This is a genomic window from Microbacterium sp. LMI1x-1-1.1 (assembly GCF_040676205.1).
Classification (GTDB): domain Bacteria; phylum Actinomycetota; class Actinomycetes; order Actinomycetales; family Microbacteriaceae; genus Microbacterium; species Microbacterium aquilitoris.
Window position 1 is genome coordinate 32574 of sequence record NZ_JBEGHM010000003.1, and the last position, 23825, is coordinate 56398.

General features: G+C 71.5%; 22 protein-coding genes and 1 riboswitch. Of the genes, 11 read left to right on the top strand and 11 right to left on the bottom strand.

The window, feature by feature from the left end; translation table 11 throughout:
• Nucleotides 1-11: 11 nt before the first annotated feature.
• Together MRBLMI1x_RS14040 and MRBLMI1x_RS14045 are read right to left on the bottom strand one after the other, a co-directional pair.
• Nucleotides 12-980 (bottom strand): squalene cyclase, encoded by a 969-nt coding sequence (locus MRBLMI1x_RS14040; protein WP_363459470.1) that lies wholly within the window; start codon nucleotides 978-980, stop codon nucleotides 12-14.
• 39 nt (nucleotides 981-1019) lie between these two features.
• Nucleotides 1020-1823: a sugar nucleotide-binding protein gene (locus MRBLMI1x_RS14045; RefSeq protein ID WP_363459472.1), complete on the bottom strand. Its 804-nt coding sequence runs from the start codon at nucleotides 1821-1823 to the stop codon at nucleotides 1020-1022.
• Between the two features lie 168 nt (nucleotides 1824-1991).
• Between MRBLMI1x_RS14045 and MRBLMI1x_RS14050 the strand changes: the two genes are divergently transcribed.
• Genes MRBLMI1x_RS14050 through MRBLMI1x_RS14060 form a run of 3 tightly spaced genes read left to right on the top strand, consistent with a single transcriptional unit; the run spans nucleotide 1992 to nucleotide 4463 of the window.
• Nucleotides 1992-2852, top strand: a complete 861-nt coding sequence (locus MRBLMI1x_RS14050; protein ID WP_018188839.1) for an ABC transporter substrate-binding protein — start codon at nucleotides 1992-1994, stop codon at nucleotides 2850-2852.
• 34 nt (nucleotides 2853-2886) lie between these two features.
• Nucleotides 2887-3732 (top strand): amino acid ABC transporter permease, encoded by an 846-nt coding sequence (locus tag MRBLMI1x_RS14055; protein WP_363459474.1) that lies wholly within the window; start codon nucleotides 2887-2889, stop codon nucleotides 3730-3732.
• Nucleotides 3729-4463: an amino acid ABC transporter ATP-binding protein gene (locus MRBLMI1x_RS14060; protein WP_363459476.1), complete on the top strand. Its 735-nt coding sequence runs from the start codon at nucleotides 3729-3731 to the stop codon at nucleotides 4461-4463. The genes MRBLMI1x_RS14055 and MRBLMI1x_RS14060 overlap by 4 nt, the downstream gene beginning before the upstream one ends.
• Before the next feature lie 301 nt (nucleotides 4464-4764).
• On the opposite strand, the gene MRBLMI1x_RS14065 is transcribed toward MRBLMI1x_RS14060, so the two are convergent.
• Nucleotides 4765-5655, bottom strand: coding sequence for a bifunctional methylenetetrahydrofolate dehydrogenase/methenyltetrahydrofolate cyclohydrolase (locus tag MRBLMI1x_RS14065; protein ID WP_363459478.1), 891 nt, complete (start codon nucleotides 5653-5655; stop codon nucleotides 4765-4767).
• Nucleotides 5656-5779: 124 nt separating this feature from the next.
• Complete coding sequence (gene glyA / locus MRBLMI1x_RS14070; RefSeq protein ID WP_363459480.1) at nucleotides 5780-7054, bottom strand: serine hydroxymethyltransferase; 1275 nt, start codon at nucleotides 7052-7054, stop codon at nucleotides 5780-5782.
• Between the two features lie 38 nt (nucleotides 7055-7092).
• A riboswitch (ZMP/ZTP riboswitch) is annotated at nucleotides 7093-7176 on the bottom strand.
• 67 nt (nucleotides 7177-7243) lie between these two features.
• Between glyA and MRBLMI1x_RS14075 the strand changes: the two genes are divergently transcribed.
• Nucleotides 7244-8722, top strand: coding sequence for a family 20 glycosylhydrolase (locus MRBLMI1x_RS14075; protein WP_363459482.1), 1479 nt, complete (start codon nucleotides 7244-7246; stop codon nucleotides 8720-8722).
• Entirely contained in the window at nucleotides 8710-9843 is a 1134-nt protein-coding gene (gene nagA / locus MRBLMI1x_RS14080; protein WP_363459484.1) for an N-acetylglucosamine-6-phosphate deacetylase, read from the top strand. The genes MRBLMI1x_RS14075 and nagA overlap by 13 nt, the downstream gene beginning before the upstream one ends.
• 143 nt (nucleotides 9844-9986) lie before the next feature.
• Here nagA and MRBLMI1x_RS14085 read toward each other — a convergent pair whose 3' ends face one another.
• From MRBLMI1x_RS14085 to MRBLMI1x_RS14105, 5 genes are all read right to left on the bottom strand, one after another.
• Complete coding sequence (locus MRBLMI1x_RS14085) at nucleotides 9987-10889, bottom strand: ROK family protein (RefSeq protein WP_363459486.1); 903 nt, start codon at nucleotides 10887-10889, stop codon at nucleotides 9987-9989.
• 1 nt (nucleotide 10890) lies between these two features.
• Nucleotides 10891-11853, bottom strand: coding sequence for a carbohydrate ABC transporter permease (locus MRBLMI1x_RS14090; RefSeq protein ID WP_363459488.1), 963 nt, complete (start codon nucleotides 11851-11853; stop codon nucleotides 10891-10893).
• Nucleotides 11850-12821, bottom strand: coding sequence for a carbohydrate ABC transporter permease (locus MRBLMI1x_RS14095; RefSeq protein WP_363459490.1), 972 nt, complete (start codon nucleotides 12819-12821; stop codon nucleotides 11850-11852). Before MRBLMI1x_RS14095 ends, MRBLMI1x_RS14090 begins: the two co-directional genes overlap by 4 nt.
• 60 nt (nucleotides 12822-12881) lie before the next feature.
• On the bottom strand, nucleotides 12882-14144 hold the full coding sequence (locus MRBLMI1x_RS14100; RefSeq protein ID WP_020096671.1) for an extracellular solute-binding protein: 1263 nt from the start codon (nucleotides 14142-14144) through the stop codon (nucleotides 12882-12884).
• A 67-nt stretch (nucleotides 14145-14211) separates the two neighbouring features.
• On the bottom strand, nucleotides 14212-15348 hold the full coding sequence (locus tag MRBLMI1x_RS14105) for an ROK family transcriptional regulator (RefSeq protein WP_336124533.1): 1137 nt from the start codon (nucleotides 15346-15348) through the stop codon (nucleotides 14212-14214).
• Nucleotides 15349-15464: 116 nt separating this feature from the next.
• Between MRBLMI1x_RS14105 and MRBLMI1x_RS14110 the strand changes: the two genes are divergently transcribed.
• Both MRBLMI1x_RS14110 and MRBLMI1x_RS14115 read left to right on the top strand, forming a co-directional pair.
• A complete protein-coding gene (locus MRBLMI1x_RS14110) occupies nucleotides 15465-15890 on the top strand; it encodes a YrdB family protein (RefSeq protein WP_020096669.1) in 426 nt (141 codons plus the stop codon).
• The gene (locus MRBLMI1x_RS14115) at nucleotides 15887-17254 is read left to right on the top strand and encodes an FAD-binding oxidoreductase (protein WP_363459493.1); all 1368 of its coding nucleotides are present in this window, start codon (nucleotides 15887-15889) and stop codon (nucleotides 17252-17254) included. Before MRBLMI1x_RS14110 ends, MRBLMI1x_RS14115 begins: the two co-directional genes overlap by 4 nt.
• On the opposite strand, the gene MRBLMI1x_RS14120 is transcribed toward MRBLMI1x_RS14115, so the two are convergent.
• The gene (locus MRBLMI1x_RS14120; RefSeq protein WP_363459495.1) at nucleotides 17245-17862 is read right to left on the bottom strand and encodes a hypothetical protein; all 618 of its coding nucleotides are present in this window, start codon (nucleotides 17860-17862) and stop codon (nucleotides 17245-17247) included. The genes MRBLMI1x_RS14115 and MRBLMI1x_RS14120 overlap by 10 nt on opposite strands.
• 119 nt (nucleotides 17863-17981) lie before the next feature.
• Here MRBLMI1x_RS14120 and MRBLMI1x_RS14125 point away from each other — a divergent pair, with 119 nt between their 5' ends.
• The 3 genes from MRBLMI1x_RS14125 (at nucleotide 17982) to MRBLMI1x_RS14135 (ending at nucleotide 20458) form a co-directional block, all read left to right on the top strand.
• Entirely contained in the window at nucleotides 17982-18410 is a 429-nt protein-coding gene (locus tag MRBLMI1x_RS14125; RefSeq protein ID WP_020096666.1) for a hypothetical protein, read from the top strand.
• A 112-nt stretch (nucleotides 18411-18522) separates the two neighbouring features.
• Nucleotides 18523-19947 carry a L,D-transpeptidase family protein gene (locus MRBLMI1x_RS14130; protein WP_363459497.1) on the top strand — a complete coding sequence of 475 codons (1425 nt, stop codon included), beginning with the start codon at nucleotides 18523-18525 and terminating at the stop codon, nucleotides 19945-19947.
• A 58-nt stretch (nucleotides 19948-20005) separates the two neighbouring features.
• The gene (locus MRBLMI1x_RS14135; RefSeq protein ID WP_116228534.1) at nucleotides 20006-20458 is read left to right on the top strand and encodes a GNAT family N-acetyltransferase; all 453 of its coding nucleotides are present in this window, start codon (nucleotides 20006-20008) and stop codon (nucleotides 20456-20458) included.
• A 63-nt stretch (nucleotides 20459-20521) separates the two neighbouring features.
• On the opposite strand, the gene MRBLMI1x_RS14140 is transcribed toward MRBLMI1x_RS14135, so the two are convergent.
• The gene (locus MRBLMI1x_RS14140) at nucleotides 20522-22738 is read right to left on the bottom strand and encodes an NADP-dependent isocitrate dehydrogenase (protein WP_363459500.1); all 2217 of its coding nucleotides are present in this window, start codon (nucleotides 22736-22738) and stop codon (nucleotides 20522-20524) included.
• A gap of 115 nt (nucleotides 22739-22853) precedes the next feature.
• Between MRBLMI1x_RS14140 and MRBLMI1x_RS14145 the strand changes: the two genes are divergently transcribed.
• Entirely contained in the window at nucleotides 22854-23822 is a 969-nt protein-coding gene (locus MRBLMI1x_RS14145; protein WP_363459502.1) for an acetylxylan esterase, read from the top strand.
• The last annotated feature ends 3 nt before the right edge of the window (nucleotides 23823-23825 follow it).

Genomic DNA, 23825 nt, shown 5'->3' on the forward strand with positions numbered 1-23825 from the left:
CCGCGCGGTCGTCAGCGGGCGGCATCCCACCACTGGAGGACCCGGAGCGCGAGGAAGGTGAGCCACCGCGACGGCTGACCCTCGGGTGCGTCGATGTCGAACCAGCGCCTGCCCTCGAGCGTGCGTCCCTGGTGCCACGTGCCGTCGGCGTGCCGCGCCGCGCGGACCATCTCGATCGCCTCGGCGAGCCGCGGGTCCGGTGGGGTGCCGGCCTGGAGAGCGGCATCCCGGAAATGATCGAGCGCCGCGAGCGCGCTGTAGCGGTGCCGGTTGGGGTAGACGAAGTCGGTGACGAAGCTGCCGACGACCTCTCCCGTCGACAGCCGGTACGCCAGGCGCCGTTCGAGGAGGTACTCCTCGCCGCGGTGCCGGCTGTCGCGCAGCGCCGTGTCGCCGGTGAAATGCTCGTAGGCGAGCATGCCGCGGACGGCATTGAGCGTCGAGTGGAACGACCCGCGCACCGAGTCACCCTCCACGGCCTCGCAGTTCCAGCCGCCGTCGGCGAGCTGATGCTCGGGGAACCATGCGGCGAGCGCCGAGACGTCGGCGCCGAGCCACGCTCCCGTCCCGAGCGTGAACGCGTTGATGCAGACGTCCACCTCCCCACCCCAGTACGGCAGGTCGTCGTACTCCCAGCGGCTGTTGCGGTCGAGCTTCGCCGCGGTGTCCCCGAGAGCGGATGCCGGCACTCCCCACTCGCGCAGATCCTTGAGCGTCCAGGTCGTGGCCGTCCACGGCTGGCCGGGCATCTCGGACTCGGGGCTGCCGAAGAACCCGGCCGGGAAGTACGCGCCGCCCTCCCACTGCCCGTCCTCCCCCTGCTGCGCGAGGAGCGTGGCTCCGTTCCCCTCGGTCGTCACGCGTGCCCGCGTGGCCTTCCACTGCTCGGGCGGCGCGCCGAGGAGATCCCGCTCGACCTGCCACCGCAGTGACGGGTCCGAGTCCCGCAGCCAGTCGAGGATCTCCTGCGTGCGCGTCATGTCGGCATCTTCGCGCGGGCCGCCGACATCCGCCAGGGCTCAGCCGCGCTGCGCGAGCATCTCGCCGTAGCCGTCCTCGAACGTCGGGTAGGCGAGGCCGTCGACGACCTCGGTGAGGCGGGTCCCGTCGAGGATCGTCCCGCGCCGCTCGGCGGGTTCGCCGCGAGGCGGCACCGGCACGCCGAGGCGCTCGGCGAGGAAGGCGACCACCTCGCCGAGCGTCGCCGGTCGACGGTCGACGGCGTGGAGGACGGCGGGCACCTCGTCTGCCTGCAGCAGCGTGAGGATCGTGCGGACGACGTCGGTCTCGTGGATGCGGTTGGTCCGACGGTCGTGATCGACCGGGGTGCCGGCGAGCACCTGGCGGATGAGCCGGTCACGTCCCGGTCCGTAGATGCCCGCGGGTCGCAGGATGGTCGCGCCGAACAGCTCGACCGCGCGCTCCTCCCCATCGACGAGCTGCTGGGCTCGATCGCTGCGCGGCCGCGGCTCGTCGTCCTCGTCCAGCGGCCGCTCGTCGCCGTACCCCTCGAACACCCGCGTCGACGACACCCAGATCGTGCGTGCCGGCGGCTCGGGCAACGCTTCTGCGACGCGGCCGATCGCGCCGGCGAGGAAACCCTGCTCCTCGCCCGGCGGCAGCGTCACGACGACCGCGTCGACCGCCGGCAACGACTCGGTGAGCGGCCGGGACAGGTCCGCGGCGATGTGTCGCCAGCCGTCCGAATCGGATGCCGCTGACCGCCGCACCGTGACGACCTCGCCGCCCGCGCGCCGGAGCTCCTCCGCCACCCGCGTCCCGATGCGACCGGAACCGACGAGGAGCGTGCGCGCAGGGATCATCCCCCCATCCTCTCAATCAGCCGGGGGTGACGGGCGTGTAACAAAGCGTCGCCGCAGGACCCGCGGCATCCGTCTGCGCGCGAGAATGATCAGCGGCTCTCCGCGATCACGCGGCGACGCCCACCCGACCCCCTCGTCCGAGCACCCTCGGCGCCCCCGGAGGCCCTCATGTCCCGTCGTCCCGCTCTGCGCACCGCACTCGTCGCGTCCGCCGCGGCCCTCGCCCTCCTCCTCGGAGGCTGCGCGTCGAACGCGGCCCCGGGCACCGGATCGTCTCCGGGCGCCACGCCGTCGGCCGACGATTACGTCACCCCCGGCAAGTTCACCGTCGCCACCGGCGAGACCGCCTACGAGCCCTACGTCTACGACGACAAGCCCGAATCGGGCAAGGGCTTCGAGGCCGCCGTCGCCTACGCCGTCGCCGACAAGCTCGGCTTCGCGAAGGACGACGTCGAGTGGGTCCGCACGAGCTTCGAGGCGGCGATCGCGCCCGGCCCCAAGAGCTTCGACGTGAACCTGCAGCAGTACACGATCACCGACGACCGCAAGAAGGGCGTCGACTTCTCGTCGCCGTACTACTCCGCGAGCCAGTCGATCATCGCCCTCAAGGGCGGCAAGGCCGACGGCGTGACCGACCTCGCCGGGCTCAAGGACATCACGATCGGCGCCATGGCGAACTCGACGAGCGCTCTTACGCTCGACGCGCTCGACCTCGGGCTGACCCCGAAGCTCTACAACTCGAACGAGGACGCCACCGCGGCCCTCAGCGCCGGACAGGTGGATGCCGTCGTCCTCGACACCCCGACCGCCTACGTCGCGGTCACCGCGTACATCACCGACTCCTTCATCGTCGGCGAGCTCCCGAAGGTCGGCGTCGAGGACCAGTGGGGCCTGCTGCTCGCCAAGGACTCGCCGTTGACCCCCGCGGTGAGCGCGGCCGTCGACGCCCTCCGCGAGGACGGCACTCTCGCGGAGCTCGAGAAGGAATGGCTGTCGGGTCTCACCGAAGGCGTGACGAAGCTCCAGTGACGAAGCGCCCGTGAGGACGCGCTAGCGTCGATCCGTGAGTACCAGCATCCCGAGCGCACTCGAGCTCGACCGTCGCGCCTATCGGCGCGGGCGGGAGCGACGGTCCGTGCTCATCGCGATCCTCTCGACGGCCGCGTTCGCGGTGATCGTGTGGGCGTTCGTCATCAACACGGAGGGCTGGGCGAAGGTCCAGCGGGCCTTCTTCGACCCCGCTGTCGCCATCGAGGCGCTGCCGAAGGTGTGGGAGGGCTTCCTCCTCAACCTGACGGTGCTCGGCATCTCGATCTTCACGGTCGGTGGCGTCGCGCTCGTGATCGCTCTCCTGCGCACTCTCCGGGGCCCGGTCTTCTTTCCCGTGCGGACCCTGGCGGCGGGCTACACCGATCTGTTCCGCGGGCTGCCGTTCATCATCGTGCTCTACCTCGTCGGGTTCGGGCTGCCGACGATCGTCGGGGAGCGCATCGACGAGCTGCTCCTCGGCATCCTCGCCGTCACGCTCACCTACTCGGCCTACGTCGCCGAGGTGATCCGCGCCGGCATCGACTCGGTGCACCCCTCTCAGCGCCTCGCCGCCCGTGCGCTCGGCCTGAACCATGTGCAGACGCTCCGCCGCGTCGTCCTGCCGCAGGCCCTCCGCAAGATGACACCCGCGCTCATGAACGACTTCATCTCGATGCAGAAGGACGTCGGGCTCATCTCGATCATCGCGGGCCTCGACGCGATCGCGCGGGCGAAGGGCGTCGTCGCGACGACCTACAACTTCACGCCGTACGTCGTGGCAGGCATCCTCTTCATCCTCCTGGCGATCCCCACGATCCGCCTGACGGACTGGTACACGGCGAGGCTCCGCGAGCGCGAGCAGTCAGGATCGGTGCTGTGAGCGGGATCTTGACGGCGACCGGCATCCGCAAATCCTTCGGTGACCGGGACGTGCTGAAGGGCGTCGATGTGACGCTCGGTGCGCACGAGGTCGTCGCGCTCATCGGCGCGAGCGGATCGGGCAAGTCGACGCTGCTGCGGTGCCTGGGATTGCTGGAGCCCATCGACGACGGGCAGATCTTCCTCGGCGACGAGGACATCTCCGACCCGCGGGTCGACGGCAACCGCGTGCGAGCGCGCCTGGGCGCCGTGTTCCAGAGCTTCAACCTCTTCCCGCATCTGTCCGTGCTCGACAACGTCACGCTCGCCTCGCGCGTGGTGCACCGGATGCCGCGCCGCGACGCCGAAGCCCGGGCAGCCGACCTGCTGGCCCGCGTCGGGCTCGCCGACAAGGCGAAGGATCACCCCGACCGGCTGTCGGGCGGTCAGCAGCAGCGCGTCGCCATCGCCCGCGCGATCGCGACCGACCCCGAGGTGCTGCTCCTCGACGAGATCACCTCGGCGCTCGACCCGGAGCTCGTCGGCGAGGTCCTCGAGCTCGTCCGCGACCTGGCGTCGGAGGGCGCGACGATCCTGATGGCGACGCACGAGATGGCGTTCGCGCGCGACGTCGCCGATCGCGTCGTGTTCCTCGACGCCGGCACGATCGTCGAGCAGGGCCCGCCGTCGTCCGTGCTGCGGCATCCGCAGGAAGCCCGCACCCGCGCCTTCCTCGCCCGCTTCACCGCCTGAGGCGCCGGGCCGGCTTCCCCTGTCACAACTCGCCGCGCGCCACCGCACATCGCGACAGGCGAGCGGCGGCGCAGCGCCCCCGCGGGCTTCCCCGGCGCAGGGCCCCCGCGGGCTTCCCCTGTCACAACACGCCGCACGCCACCGCACATCGCGACAGGCGAGCATCACGGCAGCGCCCCCGCGGGCTTCCCCCGTCACAACACGCCGCACGCCACCGCACATCGCGACAGGCGAGCGGTGCCCGTCAACGACGGCGAGGGATGCCGGGCGGCACCCGGCATCCCTCGTTCACAAGCACACGTCAGACGCGCAGGCCCGCAGCGCGCTCGGCGACCTCGACGACGTTCGTCATGAGCAGCGCGACCGTCATCGGGCCGACGCCGCCGGGGTTCGGCGATACCCAGCCGGCGACCTCCGCGACGTCCGGGTGGACGTCGCCGTAGACGCGGCTCTTGCCGGTCTCGGGGTCGTCCTCGCGGGTGACGCCGACGTCGAGCACCGCCGCGCCGGGCTTCACGTGCTCGGCCGTGACCATGTGCTTCACGCCCGCCGCGGCGACGATGACATCGGCTTCGCGCAGGTGCGCGCCGAGGTCGGTCGTGCCGGTGTGGGTGAGCGTGACGGTCGCGTTGTACTCGCGGCGCGTGAGCAGCAGGCCGATCGATCGGCCGATCGTCACTCCGCGACCGACGACGACGACGTGCTTTCCGGCCAGGTCGTAGCCGTTCCGCACCAGCAGCTCGATGACCCCGCGCGGCGTGCACGGCAGCGGCGACGTGATCGGGGTGTTGACGTTCAGCACCAGGCGACCGAGGTTCGTCGGGTGGAGGCCGTCGGCATCCTTCTCGGGATCGATCCGCTCGAGGATGCGGTCGGTGTCGAGGTGCTTCGGCAGCGGCAGCTGCACGATGTACCCGTGGCAGGTGGGGTCGGCGTTGAGCTCGTCGATCAGCACTTCGACCTGCTCCTGCGTCGCGTCGGCGGGAAGCTCGCGCTGGATCGAGTTCATCCCGATCGCCTCGGACTGCCGGTGCTTCATCCCGACGTAGAGCTGGGATGCCGGGTCCGCGCCCACGAGGACGGTGGCGATGCCGGGCGTCACGCCGTGCTCCTTCAGCACCGCGACGCGCTCTGCGAGCTCCGTCTTGATCGCCGCCGAGGCGGCCTTGCCGTCGAGGACCGCCGCGGTCATGATGCCTCCTGTCGTCGCCCCTCGCCCGCGAGACTGCGCGGGGAGCTCGAGACTGCGGTCAAGAACCGCTGTCTCGAGGCGTGCGTGCAGTCTCGCGGTCGGAGGAGGGGCCGGATGCCGGCGGTCACTGGTGCAGGCCGGGGTAGAGCGGGAACGCGTCGGCGAGCTTCGCGACGCGCGCGCGGAGCGCCTCGTGGTCAGCACCCGGCAGCAGCGCGAGCGCGATGACGTCGGCGACCTCGGTGAACTCGGCGTCGCCGAAGCCGCGGGTCGCGAGCGCCGGCGTGCCGATCCGCAGACCCGAGGTGACCATCGGCGGACGCGGGTCGTTCGGGACCGCGTTGCGGTTCACCGTGATCCGGATGTCGTGCAGCAGGTCTTCGGCCTGCTTGCCGTCGATCGCGGCGTCGCGCAGGTCGACGAGCACGAGGTGCACGTCGGTGCCGCCCGAGCGCACGGCGATGCCGGCGTTCTTCACGTCGTCCTGGGTGAGGCGATCGGCGAGGATCGCCGCTCCCCGGAGCGTGCGCTCCTGGCGCTCCTTGAACTCCGGCGTCATCGCGAGCTTGAACGCGGTCGCCTTCGCGGCGATCACGTGCATGAGGGGCCCGCCCTGCTGACCGGGGAAGACGGCGGTGTTGATCTTCTTGGCGATGTCGGCGTCGTTCGAGAGGATGAGGCCCGAGCGGGGGCCGCCGATCGTCTTGTGCACGGTGGTCGAGACGACGTGCGCGTGCGGGATGGGCGACGGGTGCAGGCCCGCGGCGACGAGGCCGGCGAAATGCGCCATGTCGACCCAGAGGAGGGCGCCCACCTCGTCGGCGATCGCGCGGAAGGCGGCGAAGTCGAGCTGACGGGGGTAGGCCGACCAGCCGGCGATGATGACCTTCGGCTTGTGCTCGATCGCGAGACGGCGGACCTCATCCATGTCGACGAGCGAGGTCTCGGCGTCGACGCCGTACGCGACGATGTCGTACAGGCGGCCCGAGAAGTTGATCTTCATGCCGTGCGTGAGGTGGCCGCCGTGGTCGAGCGAGAGGCCGAGCAGCGTGTCGCCGGGGCGGGCGATCGCGTGCAGGACCGCGGCGTTGGCCGACGCACCCGAGTGGGGCTGCACGTTGGCGAACCCGGCGCCGAAGAGGGCCTTGGCGCGCTCGATCGCGAGCTCCTCGGCGACGTCGACGACCTCGCAGCCGCCGTAGTAGCGGCGGCCGGGGTATCCCTCGGCGTACTTGTTGGTAAGGACGGAGCCCTGCGACTGCAGCACCGAGACGGGAACGAAGTTCTCGGAGGCGATCATCTCGAGGAACCCGCGCTGACGGTCGAGCTCCCGCTCGAGCACATCGGCGATCTCGGGATCGACCTCGGAGAGGGGGGCGTTGAACAGCGAATCGGTCATGACGATCTCCTGACGACGGCTTTCGGGATGAGGAATCTCGCATCGGCCCAGGCGCGCGGTCGAATGCCGTGTCAATCGCTCCCCGGTGGTAGCCCACCTCAACGCCAGTCGCGACACTGCGAGCATAACGGATGGGGCCGCTGATAGGCTGGCCCGATCGGTTTTGTTAGGACACCTTACAGAACGGCGGTGGCTCCGGTGCCCCTCCCCCTCGTGCCCTTCCCCGCGGACGTCGCCGTCCAGAAGGGGCCCGCCTTCGACCTCGCCGGGGCCGGCCTGATGGGCGAGACGGATGCCGCGACCGCCCTCCGCTCCCTCGTCGCCGCGCGCACGGGCCTCGATCTGCCGGACGGCGACGGCATCGTGCTCGACGTGCGGGACGGCGGCCCCGCGGAGTCGTACGTCCTCGAGGCGGCGGCCACCGGCATCCGGATCACGGGAGCGGATGCCGCCGGCCTCTTCTCCGGCGTGCAGACGCTCGGTCAGCTCGTCCGTCGTGACGGCGAGCGCTGGGTGGTGCCGGCCGTCCGCATCGCGGACGCCCCGCGGTTCGCGTACCGCGGGGTCATGCTCGACGTCGCGCGCCACTTCCACGGAGTCGACACGGTGCGGGCGTACATCGACCGCGCCGCATCGCTGAAGCTCAACGTCCTGCACCTGCACCTCTCGGACGACCAGGGCTGGCGGCTCGAGCTGCGCTCGCGTCCCGAGCTCACCGAGAGGGCTTCGACGACCGCGGTCGACGGGGCTCCCGGAGGCTTCTACACGCAGGACGAGTACCGCGAGATCGTCGCGTACGCGGCATCCCGTCACATGACCGTCGTCCCCGAGTTCGACATGCCGGGACACACGCACGCCGTCGCCCTCGCCTACCCGGAGATCGCCGAGGCGCCGGTCACGGACGTGATCACCGAGGGCGCGATCCCCGTCGAGGGCGAGCCGTACACCGGCACCGCGGTCGGCTTCTCGTCGCTCCGCGTCCACGACGAGGCGACGTATGCCTTCGTGCGCGACGTCTTCGCCGAACTCGCCGGGCTCACCCCGGGACCCTGGCTGCACTTCGGCGGCGACGAGTCCCACGGGACGACGCCCGAGGACTTCGCGAACTTCGTCACGCGTGCGAGCGCCGTCATCGCCGACCTCGGCAAGACGCCGATCGCCTGGCATGAGGCCGGCGCCGTCGCGGGCCTGGCTCCCGGCACGATCGGCCAGTACTGGGGCTTCGCGACGCCGACGGATGCCGCGCCCCAGCACGCCCGCGCCTTCGCCGAGCGCGGCGGCCGCGTCATCCTCTCGCCTGCCGACGCGATCTACCTCGACATGAAGCCGACCGACGACGCACCCCTGGGTCTCACCTGGGCGAACGGCGCGACGAGCCTCGAGCGCTCGTACTCGTGGGAGCCGACCGCGGTCGTCGACGGTCTCGTCGAGGACGCCATCCTCGGCGTCGAGGCTCCGCTGTGGACCGAGACCGTCGCGAGCCTCGCCGACATCGACGCACTCGCCTTCCCCCGCATCGCGGCCGCGGCCGAGATCGCGTGGTCCGCCGCCACCGGCCCCGAGCGCACGTGGGACTCGTTCCGCGCGCGGGTCGGCGGGCTCGGGCCGCTCTGGACTTCGCTCGGCATCCGCTTCCCCGCCCTCGCGGAGGTCCCGTGGACGACGTGACCCGCATCATCCACTCCGCCCGGCTGATCGACGCCGGCGCGGAGACCCCGGACGCGTGGATCCGCGTCGAGGCCGGTCGGGTCGCGGCATCCGGCACCGGGGAGTCGTGGCGCTCGCTCGGCGCCGACGAGGTCGTCGATGCGTCGGGCGCGGTGCTCACGCCCGGTTTCGTCGACCTGCACGGGCACGGCGGAGGCGGTCGCGCGCACGAGGACGGCATCGAGGCGATCCGCGTCGCCCGGGCGACGCACCTCGCGCACGGCACGACGCGCGCCGTCATCTCGCTGGTCGCCGGTTCCCCCGCCGACCTCGCGACCCGTCTCGGTGCGATCGCCGAGCTCGCGGAAGCGGATGCCTCGGTCCTCGGCGCGCACCTGGAGGGCCCGTTCCTCGACCCGGCGCACCACGGTGCCCACGATCCTGCCCTTCTCCTCACCCCCACGCCCGAGGCCGTCGCCGCGCTGATCGAGGCGGCGCACGGCTCGCTCGTGCAGGTGACGCTCGCGCCCGAACTGCCCGGCGGGCACGACGCGATCGCCCAGTTCGCCGCGGCCGGCGTCGTCGTCGCGGTCGGTCACACCGATGCCGACGTCGAGGCCACGCGCCGCGCGTTCGACGCAGGCGCCACCCTCCTCACCCACGCCTTCAACGCGATGCCGGGACTCCACCACCGCGCCCCGGGACCGGTGGGCGCCGCGACCGGCGACCCCCGCGTGACCCTCGAGGTCATCGCCGACGGTGTTCACCTGCACCCCGACGTGATCCGGATGCTGTTCGCCGCTGCCCCGGGCCGGATCGCGCTCGTGACCGACGCGATGGCCGCCGCCGGCGCCGCGGACGGGACCTACCTTCTCGGGTCGCTGTCGGTCACGGTCGACGCGGGTGTCGCGCGCTTGGCCGACGGGACAATCGCAGGTTCCACCCTGACGCAGGATGCCGCGCTCCGCACCGCCGTCGCGGCGGGTGTGGCACTGCCTGACGCCGTCGCCGCGCTCACCGCGACACCGGCGCGCACCATCGGTCGGCCGGAGCTCGGCTCCCTCGCCGTCGGCGCCGTCGCCGACGCGGTGCTCCTGAGCAGCGATCTGCACGTGCGGCGGGTCTTCTCCGGGACGGTCTGAGCCGCGGCTCCCTCCGATCGCCGGTCAGACGCCGCATTCGGTATTCAGTCCCGATCGGTGCGGCCGCTGAGCTGACGCCCGGGGATCCGCCCCCGCACGCCCAGCGGACTCGCGTCGAGACTGAATACCGACCAGCACATCGATCAGAGTCCCGGCGCGACCCCGACGGGCGAGCCCGCCAGCAATGCGGCACCGACCGCGCCGACGGGCTCGCCCGCGGGCACCGGGGCGAGCCGCTCCGCCAGATCGAGCGAGGCGAGGAAGGCCGACCCGGATGCCGCGGCCCGAAGCGCCGTGCGCACCGGCGCGAACACCCGCTCACCCAGGCGCGACACCCCGCCGCCGAGGACGACGAGCTCGACGTCGGCCGTGAGCACGAGCACCTGCACCGCGGCGGCCACGCCACGAACCAGATCCGCCCGCAGCGACCGGGCGAGCGGGTCGCCCGCATCCGCGCAGTCGAACACCTCGGCGACGGGGAGCGGCGACGGCTCCCCCCACCGCGCGGCGACCCCGGCGCCGCCGGCGAGCGCCTCGATGCATCCGCGTTGCCCGCAGGGGCAGACCGGCCCCGCGGGGTCGACGCTGAGGTGCCCGATCTCGCCGGCGGCGCCACGCGCGCCGCGCCATGGCATCCCGGCCCGGACAATCCCCGCGGCGACGCCCGTCCCGAGGTTCAGGTAGGCGAGCGAGTCCGTTGCCGGCAGGAGGGCGGCCGCGCCCACGGCGGCGGCGCGCACGTCGTTCTCGACGACGGGCCGCACACCGATCCGGGCGGCGACGGCCTCGGCCAGGTCGACGCTCCCGATCCCGAGGTTCAGCGCGTGCCGGACGACGCCGCCGGGCGAGACCTGCCCCGGCATGCCGACTCCGACGGGGCCCGGCGGCGCGTCGCCGAGCACGGCGTGCACGGCCGCGCAGATCCCGTCGACGACGGCCTCGGCTCCCCGCCCGGTCGCGCGGCGGTCGGTCGCGACGACGCGACCGCCGTCATCCACCGCGACGGCGAACGTTTTCGTGCCGCCGACGTCGATTCCGACGCGCATGTCAGCCCTTCACGGCGCCCGAGACGAGCCCGCCCGACATCCGCCCCTGCACGATGAGGAAGAAGACGACGACGGGGATGGAGATGAGGGTGGATGCCGCCATCACCGCGCCCCAGTTGGTCGCTTCGGTCGCGGACTGGAACGACAGGAGCCACGGCGGCAGCGTCAGGTTCTGGCCCCGCAGCAGCAGGAGCGCCATCGTGAACTCGTTCCACGACTGGATGAACGCGAAGACGCCGGTGGCGACGAGACCCGGAGCGAGGAGCGGGAAGGTGACCTTCCAGAACGCCTGCGACCGCGTGCACCCGTCGATCATGGCCGCCTCCTCGAGGTCGACCGGGACCCCCGCGACGAACCCGCGCAGCGTCCAGATCGTGAACGGGACGACCGCGGCGATGTAGACGATGCCGAGCCCCACGAGCGTGTTCATGAGCCGCCAGTCGTCGATCATCCCGTAGATCGTGAACATCATCGCCTCACCCGGGATCATCTGCACGATGAGGACCGAGACGATGAACGAGCGGCGTCCCCGGAAGCGGATGCGGGCGACCGCGATCGAGGCGAGGAACGCGACGAGGAGGGTGATGACGAGGACGCCGACCGTGACGAGACCCGAGCTGATCAGTCCGTGCACGAAATCGGTCTGCCCGGGCGCTGCGGGTCGCGTCCACGCCGTCTCGTAGTTGCGGAGCGTGAAGTCCAGCGGCAGGAAGCTCGGCGTACGGCTGATGATCGATTCGCCGCTCGTGAACGACATGTTCAGCATCCAGTAGACGGGGAACACCGAGCACGCGAAGACGACGAGCGCTGCGACGTTGAGCACCACGCGGCCGAGCGGTGAGCGGTGACGCCGCCGTGCGGCGAGCGATCCCGCGACGGGCGTCCGCGCGTCGCCGACCCGGCCGGCGACCTCGTCGACGCCGACGGTCGCCAGCTGCGCGGCAGGCGTGATCTGCGTGCTCACAGCTCCTCCTCCTTGAGGGTCGTCCGGACGTAGCCCCAGGACAGGGCGAGCAGGAGGATGACGGTGAGCACGCCGATCGCGCTGGTCACCCCGAACTCGCCCACCCCCTGACGGAAGATGTAGGTGCCGAGGACGTTCGTCTCCGAGACGAGCCCACCGCGCTGCTGCAGCGTGTACACCTGCGTGAAGATCCGGAGGTTCCAGATCACCTGCAGGACGACGACGACGGTCACCACGTTCCGCAGGTACGGGTAGACCACGAGGCGGAACCGCTGCAGCCCGGTCGCGCCGTCGAGCGACGCCGCCTCGAGGACCTCGCCCGGAACCTGCCCGAGCGCGGCATAGAGGGTGAAGGCGGCGAAGGGGACCCCCTGCCACACGACGATGATCGTGAGGACGGCGAAGAACGACCAGGGGTCGAGGAGCCAGGAGTGGTTCGTGAAGTCCGCGGACCCGGTGACGGAGTTGAGCAGCCAGTTCACGAGGCCGTACTGCGCGTCGAAGATCCACCCCCAGACGGTGGTCGCCGCCAGCGGCGGCATCGCCCACGCGAGGAGCAGCCCGATCGACACCAGCAGGCGCCAGCCGCGGGTGAGTCGTGTCATGAGCACCGCGACGAGTGCGCCGAGCCCGACGATCAGCACGGTCATGACGAGCATGAGCCCGAGGCTGCGCACGAGCACCGCCGGGAAGTCGGACGCGGTGAACACCTCGAGGTAGTTGTCCAGGCCGACCACGTCGGGAAGAGTCCCCTGCACCTTGTCGCGGATCGAGTAGTCGGTGAACGACTGGACGACCATGAGGACCGCGGGGTATCCGACCATCACCCCGAGGATGACGAGGGAGGGGCCGAGCAGGGTGAGCGCCGCCGCGCCGTCCTTGCGACGGCGGCCGCGCTCGCGGGCCGCGGTGGCGAGGCGATCGCGTGGCGGCGCCGGCGGGGCGGGGCGTGTGAGGGTTCCGGACATCATCGTCTCCGTGCAGGGTGAGGGGGCAGCCGGGGGACGACCGCCCCCTGCACAGGTCGGTCAGGAGTTGAGGATCGCTTCGATCTGACCGTCGAGGGCGGTGGCGATCTCGGTGACGTCGCCTCCCTGCGCGATCTTCACGAGCGCGTCCTTGATGACGCCGGCCGACTCGACCTCGGCCCACTTGGGGCTCGCCGGGACCGCCTTGGAGGATGCCGCGGCCTTGGCCGCCTCGGCGGTGATGGCGTCGTCGGGCAGGTACTGCGCGAACGAGGTTCGCGCGGGGATCAGCCCGTTCTCGGCGAGGATCTTCTGGTACCCCTCCGACAGGATGATCTCCAGCGCCGCCTGCGCCTTGTCCTGCGCGTCCGACTTCGCGGCGACCGCGATGTTCGAGCCGCCTGCGAAGACCGGGGCGACCTCGCCGGCGCTCATGCCGGGCAGGGCGAACGCCGCCAGGTCCTTACCGGCCTCGTCGGGGCATCCGGGCGCTTCGGCGTCGGCGGCCGCGAGGATCGACCACTTCACCCACGCCGGCGCCGAGAGGAACCCGACCTCGCCGGCGCAGAACGGCACCTGCGGGTCGGTCTCGTCGGAGTCGGCGGGGGCGATGGTCGCGTTCGTGTAGACGTCCTGCAGCATCGTGAGGCCCGCGATCCCGCCTTCGCTCGAGAATCCGCCGACCCACTTCTCGCCGTCGAGGGTGGCGATCTCGCCGCCGTTGGCCCAGATGTAGGGCAGGGCGTTGTACCAGTCCTTGCCGGGGGCGTAGATGCCCGATTTCGTTGCAGTGGTCCCGTCGATGCCGGCCTTCACGTAGTCGGCGAGCGTCGTCGGGACCTCTCCGGAGTAGCTGGCGGGCGAGTAGAACACGACGCGCGATCCGGCGTAGTACGGCGCTGCGTAGAGCGTGCCGTCCTCCGACCCGAGGTCGACGAAGCTCGTCAGCATGTCGTCGCCCCCGAGGTCGTCCTGGATGCCGGAGAGGTCGGCGAACAGGCCCTGCGAGATGAATCCCGGCGCCTGCGTGTTGCCGACCTCGACGATGTCGGGCGCGTCGTTGGACGAGAGCGCGGCGACGTACGCCTCACCGGTGTCGGCCCACGTCTTCTCCTCGATCGTGAGGGTCCAGCCGTCGTTCTGGTCTTCGAACGTCTTCTTCAGATAGTCGCGCGCGTCCTGGGGCGTGTCGGTGCCGACCAGCCAGACGGTCAGGTCGCCGGTCTCGGCGCTCCCGCCGGTGGGCGTCCCGCCACCGGCGCAGCCGGAGAGGAGGAGGGCTGACGCGCCGAGGAGCGACAGTGCTCCGAGGGTCTTCTTCATAGCTATTCCTTCACTGTGTGGGGATGCGGCGGCCCGGACGGGTCGTCGCGGATGCGGGTGGTGCGGGTCAGGACACTCCGAGGCGACCGGAGAGGACCATGACGGCCGCACCGCGCAGGACGATGTCCTCGCTGTGGGTCGACATCCGCACCTGGAGCCCGTCGTGGAACGTGGCGAGGGTGCGGGTGCGGACCGTCTCGGCCGCGGCCTCGGCGAGCGCCCCGCCGAGCAGGTCGGCGGGGCCGGAGAGCGCGATCTCCGACAGGTCGAGCGCTCCGACGATGGGCGCGAGGGCGATGCCGAGCCGCTCGCCGGCGTCGCGCAGGACGCTGTCGGGGTCGCCGGTGGCGGCGATGCGCTCGGTGAGTGCGGGGACGGCGAGCCAGGCTTCGAGGCATCCGATCTTGCCGCAGGCGCAGGCGGGTCCGCCGTCGGTGCCGACGGTGACGTGGCCGATCTCGCCGGCGGCGAAGCGGGCACCGGCGAGCGGCTCTCCCCCGGTGAGGAGGCCCGCGCCGACACCGCGGCCGACGCGGACGAGGATCACGTCGTCGCCGGCGCCGCCGAACGTGTGCTCGGCGAGGACCGCGGCGTTCGCGTCGTTGGCGACGAGCACGGGGAGTCCGAGGTCGCGCTCGAGGGCCCCGGCGAGGTCGAGATCCGCCCACCCGAAGCCGGGCGCCGCGAGGACGACGCCGCGGTCGTCGACGACGCCCGGTGTCCCGACGCCGAGACCCAGGACCGGGGCATGGGCGTCGGCGACGACCGTGCGGGCGAGGGCGACGATCGCGTCGAGGACCTCGCTCTGCCGGGCGGGGACCGGGACGCTGTGGCGTGCGACGATCTCGCCGTCGAGGGTGAGCACCGCGCCGACGAGGCTCTCGCTGCCCGACAGGTCGAGTCCGACGATGCGGTGACCGTCGCGCGCGATGTCGACGAGCATGGCGGGCTTGCCGGGACCGGATGCCTCCCGCACACCCTGCTCGACGACGTACCCGTCCTCCATGAGCGACCCCACGAGATCCGAGATGGTGACCCGGGTGAGTCCGGTCTCGCGCGCGAGATCGGCGCGGCTCATCGCCCCTGCGGAGAAGAGCGACTGCAGCACGAGTGCGCGATTGTGGGCACGGGCGTGCTCGGGGAGGATCTTGCCCGCGGCACGTCGGGAGCGGGTCACGGCTGCGGATCGGGTCGGGCTCGGCATGTTTGTTAGTAAGCCTTACGAATACGGATGCCGCAAGAGAGCGACCCGCTTTTGCAAGCAGTCTTAACAAACTCGTTACACTCCGGCCGTCACGACGGCCCCCGTAGAATCGAGGCATGTCCGAGCTCCCCCACGTCCGCCCCGAACGACCCGCGGAGCCCGCACCCGCCGCCACGGCACCCGCCGCCACCGGGACCACCGCGACCGCAGAGCGGCTCTCGGCCCTCGACCTCCTCAGCTTCCTGTGCACCCTCTTCGCGGTGGCATCACTCGCGATCTGGGGCTTCACGGCGTGGGACCTCCCCTGGAACATCGTCTTCGGAATCGCCGCGCCCCTCGCGACGCTCATCGTGTGGGGCCTGTTCGCCTCGCCGCGCGCCGTGATCCGCGTCCACCCGTTCGTGCGCGGACTCGTCGAGCTGCTCATCTACCTGTCCGCGACGATCGCCTGGTGGAGCGCGGGACAGGCCTGGATCGGTCTCGGCTTCGCCGTCGTCGCCGTCGTGGTCGGCGTCCTCGCGGGGCGCCGCCGCCTGTCGTGACCGACGTCGTCGCTCTGCTGCGCGAGGCGCTCGGGGAGCGCGTCGACACCTCCGATCCGGCCGTCGACGCGGCCCGCGCCGACAAGTCGGGGCACCGCGCCGCCGGGCGACCGCTCGCCGTCGTGCACGCGGCATCCGTCGCAGACGTCCAGACCACGATGCGGATCGCCACCGCGACGGGCACGCCGGTCGTGACCCGCGGCGCCGGTACGGGCCTCGCCGGAGGAGCGAACACCGGCGCCGGCGAGATCGCCCTGTCGGTGCGCGGCATGGACCGTGTCCTCGAGGTCCGCCCGGACGACCTCCTCGCCGTCGTGGAACCCGGCATCGTCAACGCCGACCTCGGGCGCACCCTCGCCCCCTATGGTCTCTGGTGGGCACCTGACCCCGCCAGCCGCGAGATCTCGACCGTCGGCGGCAACATCGCGACGGGCGCGGGCGGGTTGCTGTGCGCGAAGTACGGAGTCGTCCGCGACGCCGTCCTCGCACTCGATGTCGTCCTCGCCGACGGGCGGCTTATCTCGACGGGTCATCGCAGCGTCAAAGGCGTCACGGGCTACGACCTGACGGCACTCATGATCGGCTCGGAGGGCACCCTGGGCGTCGTGGTCGGCGCGACCCTGAAGCTCCGTCGGCTCGTGCCCGGCGAGACGCGGACCCTCACCGCCCTCTTCCCCGATGTCCGCACCGCCGCCGCCGGAGCCGCCGCCGTGACCGCGGCCGGCATCCAGCCGTCGATCATGGAGCTGATGGATGCCGTGAGCCTGACGGCCGCGCATGCGCTCCTCGGTCTCGCCCCGCCGACGCCCGGCGCGACGCAGCTGACCGTGCAGACCGACGGAGCCGCCGCGGCACACGAGCAGACCGAGATCGCGGACATCCTCGCCGCGAGCGGCGGAGCCGTGCGGCTCGCCGCGGACGACGCGGAAGCCGCGCAGCTGTGGGCGGTGCGGCGGGCGATGCACCCCGCGATGGAGACGCTGGGAACGGCGTTGATCGAGGACGTGTCCGTGCCGCGGAGCGCGCTGCCGGCGATGTTCGACGAGATCGCCCGCATCGAAGCCGCCTACGGGCTGACGATCCCCACGGTCTGTCACGCCGGCGACGGCAACCTGCACCCCAACTTCATCTTCGAGGGCGACGAGGTGCCCGCCGAGGTCTGGCGCGCGGCCGACGACCTGTTCCGCGCGGCGATCGCCCTCGGCGGCACCCTGACCGGCGAACACGGCATCGGCGTCCTGAAGAGCCGCTGGCTCGCGGACGAGCTCGGCGAGGATCAGTGGTCGCTGCAGCGCGGGATCAAGTCCGTCTTCGACCCGGCCGGGATCCTCAACCCGGGCAAGGTCTTCTCTCCTCAGCCGTGACGGACGGCGGCGCCGGCCGGTGAAGCCGACGGCCGCGCCGGCGACGGCTGCGTCGTGACCGCCAGGACGATCGAGATGATCCCGACGACACCCGGGATCGACGCGGGGAGCACCCCGACGGGACCGCCGGCACCCGGCGCCACGAGTGTCGCCACGGCGAACATGGTGGCGAGGCCGAGCCCCAGACCGATGGCGGCAATCGGGATCCAACTCCACGGCCGCGGGATCACCCCGATGCGGAGGATCGCGATCGCGCCCCCGATGGCCAGGAGGAAAGCGACGATGACACTCAGCGCCGCGGTCGGCTCCGCACCGACGGCGTACCCGGTGGGGCCGGCCCACCACGCGGCGCGCACCAGGACGAACCCGCCCAGCGAGAGCAGCATGACCACACCCGCCGGCCGACGGGCGACGACGCTCTCCTCGGGCCGCAACCCGAACGCATAGACGACGCAGGCGGCGGCGACCAGCACGGCGGCGCCGAGTTCGAGCGGTACCGAGGCGGCGTCTCCCGCGCGGGCGGCGAGGGCGGGGAGCACGCCGAGCACGCTCTGCCCGACGAGCAGGAGACCGCCGATGAGCCACGACCACACCGTTGTGCGCTGCATGGCCACACCCTACGGCCCGCGGTGCGGGGCTGTCACCCGCCCGGCCGGAGCCCGGGTTCCACCGTTCCTCCAGCGGAGACGTGACAGGCTCGAACGGTCCCGACCCGAGGAGGCCCGACGTGTCCGCATCCCGCCCCGCCCGCGCCGCGGGCACCCTCCTCGTCGCCGCCGCGATCGCCGCGATCGCCGTCGCGTGCACGCCGGCGGCCCCGCGGCACGACACGCAGACCGTCGCCGCCGCGTGCGCGACCCTCTCGGGCGCCGTCGACGGTGCGATGACCGACTTCGCCGAGGCGGATGCCGCCGACCCGGCCGCCGCCGCGACGGCCACCGCCGCCGTCCGCACGACGCTGCGCCAGGTCTCCGGATCGATCGACAATGCACGCGTCGAGGCGATCGTCGCCGACCTCCGCGCCGGATTCGACGTTCTGGCGGACGCCTCCGCGGATGCCGCGGCGGGCGACCTCGACGGCGCCACGGGCCTCGCCGACGCCACCGACCGCATCCGCACGGCGGTGTCCGATTATCACGATCTGTGCGGTCGGTGAACCGGATTCAGCCCACGTCGCGTACCCTTTTCGGAAGCGACATTCGCCCTGGCGACGAGACCCCGGATCCCCGTGGAGTCGGGAACGCCGGGCCGCAGCTCGGGGGAGATCGATGTCCGAGACCATCACACGCCAGGACGCCGACGGCACGCCCGCATCGGGTGGGCACGTCGACGTCCGCTGGGCACCGGCCGAGCCGGCGCCCAAGCCTCGCCGTCTGTGGCTGAAGATCGGGCTGCCCGTCGCCGCTGTCGTCGCCGCCGCCACGGTGTGCTCGCTCGTGCTGATCGCCCCGGGGACGACCGCCGCCGGAGTGCCGGTGGGCGGACAGACCGCGGGAGCCGCTGCCGACTCGATCTCGTCGCGCCTCGCGTCCATCGAGGTTTCGCTGGGTGACGGCGGCCCGACCGTGTCGGCTGCCGATCTCGGCGCCTCGGTCGATGCCTCCGCCGTCGCCGACGCCGCTTTCGCGGGCAGCCCCATGTGGAACGTGACCGCGTGGTTCGCCGAGTACGGGACGCCTGAGGTCACCCTCGACGCCGACCGGGCAGCATCCGCTCTGCGCGCGGCACTGCCCGACGCGTACACCGATCCGACGCCTGCGGCCGTCTCGTTCCAGGACGGCGCGTACACGGTGACACCGGCGGTCGACGGCACCGGGGTGTCGATCGACGCCGTCCGCGCCGCCCTCGAGACCGCCCTCGCCGACGGCGCCAGCACCGCCAGCGTCGACCCGACGCCCGAGCCGGTCGCGTCGGCCGTCACGACGGCGGAGGCCGAGGCGACCGCGACCACCCTCAACGACATGATCGCCGAGGCCGGCTTCTACGTCGGCGACGACCGTGCCGTGCCTGTCGCACCCGAGACCCTCGCGTCCTGGCTGCAGGTCTCGGCCGACGAGTCCGGCACGTTCGGCTACACGGCCGACGCCGCGGCGATCCAGGCGGCCGTCGACGCGCTGCCGACGAAGGTCAACCAGGACCCCGAGAGCGCCAACGTCCTCACGAGCGAGGCGGGCACCGTGCTGTCGACCGTCGTCGCGGGCCAGGACGGCCGCGTCCTCGGTGAGACCTCGGGCATCGCCCGCGACTTCGCCGACCAGCTCGCCACCGGCGATGCGTCCTACGACCTGCCCGTCGATGTGACGCCGCGCGACACGGTGAGCACCGTCCGACTCGCCGAGGTCGACCTCGGCGAGCAGCGGCTCTACCTGAAGGAGAACGGCAAGGTCGTCGACACCTGGCTGATCTCCAGCGGCCGCGACGGCGCGGTGACGTACACCGGTCACTACTCGATCGGCTGGCGCACCCCCCTGCAGGACATGAAGGGCACGTCGCGCGACACCGGCAACAAGTACACGCAGCCCGACGTCCCGTGGGTCATGTACTTCAACGGCAACCAGGCCTTCCACGGCGCGTACTGGCACAACAACTTCGGCAACCAGATGAGCGCCGGCTGCGTCAACATGCCTCCGGCCCTGGCCAAGAAGCTCTACGACTGGATGCCCGACGGCGGCGACGTCTGGATCCATTCCTGACGCGAAGCGCATCGATCGTTCGGATGCAGTCCGTGGCGATCCCGGTTAGCCTGTGCTCATGGCTGACCTCCGCGTAGAAGAACTGTCGGCGTCGACGATCGTCGGTGTGAACACGCTCTCCCTCAAGCCGGGCCAGGAACGGTTCGTCACGCCCGAGAGCTACGCGATCGCGGCGACCGTGGTCGATCCCGCCACCTCGTGGCAGCGCGTCATCCTCGACGGCGACGAGGTCGTGGGCTTCGTGAGTGCCGGGTTCGATGCGGACGCCCCCCACGAGCACTTCCGTTCGGTGCTCTGGCGCATCAATGTGGATGCCGACGACCAGGGCCGCGGCGTCGGCCGTTACGCCGTCGACCAGCTCATCGACGAAGCCCGTGCGCGCGGTTTCGACCACGTCAACGTCATCTACGAAGCGGGCGAGGGCGGGCCGGACGCGTTCTTCCAGCGCGTCGGTTTCACTCCCGTCGACGAGACCGAGTACGGCGAGGTCGTCGCGCAGATCAAGCTCTGACACTCCCCCGAACGAACGGATGCCCCGGCCCGCTGACGCGGCCGGGGCATCCGTTCGTTCGGATCAGAGCCCGTCGATGATGCCGTTCAGCGTCGACGAGGGGCGCATGACCTTCTCGACCAGCGCAGGGTCGGGACGGTAATAGCCGCCGATCTCGGCGGGCGCACCCTGCACGGCGACGAGCTCGGCGACGATCGTCTCCTCGTTCGAGCTCAGCGCCTCGGCGACGGGGGCGAAGGCCGCCGCGAGCTCGGCGTCGACGGTCTGACGAGCCAGCTCCTGCGCCCAGTAGGTCGCGAGGTAGAAGTGGCTGCCGCGGTTGTCGATCGTGCCGAGGGCGCGTCCGGGCGACTTGTCCTCTTCGAGGAAGGTGCCGGTGGCCGCGTCGAGGGTGTCGGCGAGGACCTTCGCGTGCGCGTTGCCGGTGTAGTCGGCGAGGTGCTCGAACGAGGCAGCCAGTGCGAAGAACTCGCCCAGCGAGTCCCAGCGCAGGTAGTTCTCACCGACGAGCTGCTGCACGTGCTTGGGGGCCGAGCCGCCCGCACCGGTCTCGAACAGTCCGCCGCCGGCGAGCAGCGGGACGATCGAGAGCATCTTGGCGCTCGTGCCGACCTCGAGGATCGGGAACAGGTCGGTGAGGTAGTCGCGGAGGACGTTGCCGGTGACCGAGATGGTGTCCTCACCGCGGCGGATTCGCTCGAGCGAGTACCGGGTCGCGTCGGCCGGCGCGAGGATCTCGATCGTGAGCCCCTCGGTGTCGTGGTCGGCGAGGTAGGTCTTCACCTTCGCGATGAGGTTCGCGTCGTGCGCGCGGCTCTCGTCGAGCCAGAACACGGCGGGGACCCCGGTCGCACGGGCACGCGTGACGGCGAGCTTCACCCAGTCGCGGATGGCGACGTCCTTGGTTTGCGTCGCACGCCAGATGTCACCCGACTGCACCGCGTGCGAGAGGAGGACCTCGCCCGCCGCGTTCACGACCTCGACCGTGCCGGCCGCGGGGATCTCGAACGTCTTGTCGTGCGAGCCGTACTCCTCGGCCGCCTGCGCCATGAGTCCGACGTTCGGCACGGAGCCGATGGTCGCCGGGTTCAGCGGACCGTTCGCGATCACGTCGTCGATGGTCGCCTGGTAGACGCCCGCGTAGGAGGAGTCGGGGATGACGGCGATCGTGTCGTCCTCACCGCCGTCGGCACCCCACAGCTTGCCGCCGTTGCGGATGAGGGCCGGCATCGAGGCATCCACGATCACGTCGGAGGGGACGTGCAGGTTGGTGATGCCCTTGTCGGAGTTGACGTACGAGAGTCGGGGACCGTTCGCGATGGCCGCATCGAACGCCGAGCGGATCTCGTCGCCGCCCTCGACGTGGCCGAGACCGGCGAGGATCGCGCCGAGACCGTCGTTCGGGGTGAGGCCGGCCGCGGCGAGCTTGTCACCGAAGCGCGAGAAGACGTCGGCGAAGAAGGCGCGGACGACGTGACCGAAGATGATCGGGTCGCTGACCTTCATCATGGTGGCCTTGAGGTGCACGGAGTAGAGCACGTCCTCGGCCGCAGCCTGAGCGATCGTGTCGGTCAGGAAGGCGTCGAGAGCCGCCGCGGAGAGGAAGGTCGCGTCGACCACCTCGCCGGGGAGGACCTTGAGTCCCGACTTCAGCTCGGTGACGGCGCCGTCCTCGGCCGTGAAGCGGATCGTCAGGACGTCGTCACCTTCGATGACCGTCGAGGTCTCGTTGGACTTGAAGTCGTCGTGGCCGAGCGTCGCGACGCGGGTCTTGCTGCCGTCGGCGAAGGGCTTGTTGCGGTGCGGGTGCTTGCGCGCGTAGTTCTTGACCGAGAGCGGGGCACGACGGTCGCTGTTGCCTTCGCGCAGGACGGGGTTCACGGCGGAACCCTTGATGCGGTCGTACCGGGCGCGGATGTCCTTCTCTGCCACGTCCTTCGGCTCGTCCGGGTAGTCCGGGATGTCGTAGCCGGCGGCCTTCAGCTCGGCGACGGCCGCCTTGAGCTGCGGAATGGATGCCGAGATGTTCGGCAGCTTGATGATGTTGGCCTCGGGGAGGGTGGCGAGACCGCCGAGTTCGGCGAGCGCGTCGCCCACCTGCTGCTCGGGGGTGAGGTTCTGGGGGAACGCCGCGAGGATGCGGCCCGCGAGCGAGATGTCGCGGGTGTCGATGTGGACTCCGGCCTTTCCGGCGAACGCTTCGACGATCGGCAGGAAGGACGCCGTCGCCAGCGCGGGAGCCTCGTCGGTGTAGGTGTAGATGATGGTGGAATCAGGCACGTGTCGTCTCCAAGAAAAGGGCGTCGCGGATGCTCCTCAGCGTATCGCACGACCCCGGTTTCTCTCGATGTCGAGATATCTCCGCCGGGGCTCGCCCGGGCGCTAGGGTGAGGCCGTGCCGCGCTTCGATCTGCCTCTGCCCGACCTCCGCGACTACCGTCCCCAGATCCGCATCCCCGCCGACTTCGACGACTTCTGGTCGAGCACGATCGCCGGCGCGCGGGAGGCCGGCGGGTCGCCGGTGGTCACCCCGGTCGAGACGCCCCTGCGGGGCATCGAGGCGTTCGACGTGACGTTCCCCGGCTTCGCGGGCGACCCCGTGAAGGGCTGGCTGCTCCTGCCGACCGCGCGCGACGGCGCGCTGCCGGCCGTCGTCGAGTTCAACGGGTACGGCGGGGGCCGGGGTCTGCCGGTGGAGCGGCTCGGGTGGGCGGCATCCGGCTACGCGCACTTCTTCATGGACACCCGCGGCCAAGGCAGCGCCTGGGGATCGGGCGGGGCGACCCCCGACCCGCACGGCTCCGGCCCCGCCTTCCCGGGATACATGACTCAGGGCATCGACGACCCCGAGACCTACTACTACCGCCGCGTGTTCACCGACGCGGTGCGGGCGATCGACGCGGTGCGTTCCCTCCCCGAGGTGGATGCCGCCCGTGTGGCCGTGTGCGGCGGCAGCCAGGGCGGCGGCATCGCCATCGCGGCGGCAGCCCTCAGCGACGATCTCGTCGCGGCGATGCCCGACGTGCCCTTCCTCTGCCACTTCGAGCGCGCCGTCGGGATGACGGGCCGCGACCCGTACGAGGAGGTCGCGCGGTACCTGGCCGTCCACCGCGGAGCGGAGGAGCGCGTCTTCGAGACCCTCTCGTACTTCGACGGGGTGAGCTTCGCCGCGCGGGCACAGGCGGCATCCCTCTTCTCGGTCGCCCTGCTCGACCCGATCTGCCCGCCGTCGACCGTGTTCGCGGCCTTCAACGCATGGGCCGGGGCGGACAAGGAGATCGAGGTCTTCCCCTTCAACGAGCACGAGGGCGGCCAGGCGTACCAGTGGATGCGGCAGACCGAGTTCCTCGCGGCGCGGGTCTGAGTC

Bases quoted from the DNA above. Each gene is read 5' to 3' on its own strand.
- MRBLMI1x_RS14040 (WP_363459470.1), bottom strand. From the start codon at position 980: ATGACGCGCACGCAGGAGATCCTCGACTGGCTGCGGGACTCGGACCCG.
- MRBLMI1x_RS14045 (WP_363459472.1), bottom strand. From the start codon at position 1,823: ATGATCCCTGCGCGCACGCTCCTCGTCGGTTCCGGTCGCATCGGGACG.
- MRBLMI1x_RS14050 (WP_018188839.1), top strand. From the start codon at position 1,992: ATGTCCCGTCGTCCCGCTCTGCGCACCGCACTCGTCGCGTCCGCCGCG.
- MRBLMI1x_RS14065 (WP_363459478.1), bottom strand. From the start codon at position 5,655: ATGACCGCGGCGGTCCTCGACGGCAAGGCCGCCTCGGCGGCGATCAAG.
- glyA (WP_363459480.1), bottom strand. From the start codon at position 7,054: ATGACCGATTCGCTGTTCAACGCCCCCCTCTCCGAGGTCGATCCCGAG.
- MRBLMI1x_RS14085 (WP_363459486.1), bottom strand. From the start codon at position 10,889: ATGCGCGTCGGAATCGACGTCGGCGGCACGAAAACGTTCGCCGTCGCG.
- MRBLMI1x_RS14095 (WP_363459490.1), bottom strand. From the start codon at position 12,821: ATGTCCGGAACCCTCACACGCCCCGCCCCGCCGGCGCCGCCACGCGAT.
- MRBLMI1x_RS14100 (WP_020096671.1), bottom strand. From the start codon at position 14,144: ATGAAGAAGACCCTCGGAGCACTGTCGCTCCTCGGCGCGTCAGCCCTC.
- MRBLMI1x_RS14105 (WP_336124533.1), bottom strand. From the start codon at position 15,348: ATGCCGAGCCCGACCCGATCCGCAGCCGTGACCCGCTCCCGACGTGCC.
- MRBLMI1x_RS14110 (WP_020096669.1), top strand. From the start codon at position 15,465: ATGTCCGAGCTCCCCCACGTCCGCCCCGAACGACCCGCGGAGCCCGCA.
- MRBLMI1x_RS14120 (WP_363459495.1), bottom strand. From the start codon at position 17,862: ATGCAGCGCACAACGGTGTGGTCGTGGCTCATCGGCGGTCTCCTGCTC.
- MRBLMI1x_RS14130 (WP_363459497.1), top strand. From the start codon at position 18,523: ATGTCCGAGACCATCACACGCCAGGACGCCGACGGCACGCCCGCATCG.
- MRBLMI1x_RS14135 (WP_116228534.1), top strand. From the start codon at position 20,006: ATGGCTGACCTCCGCGTAGAAGAACTGTCGGCGTCGACGATCGTCGGT.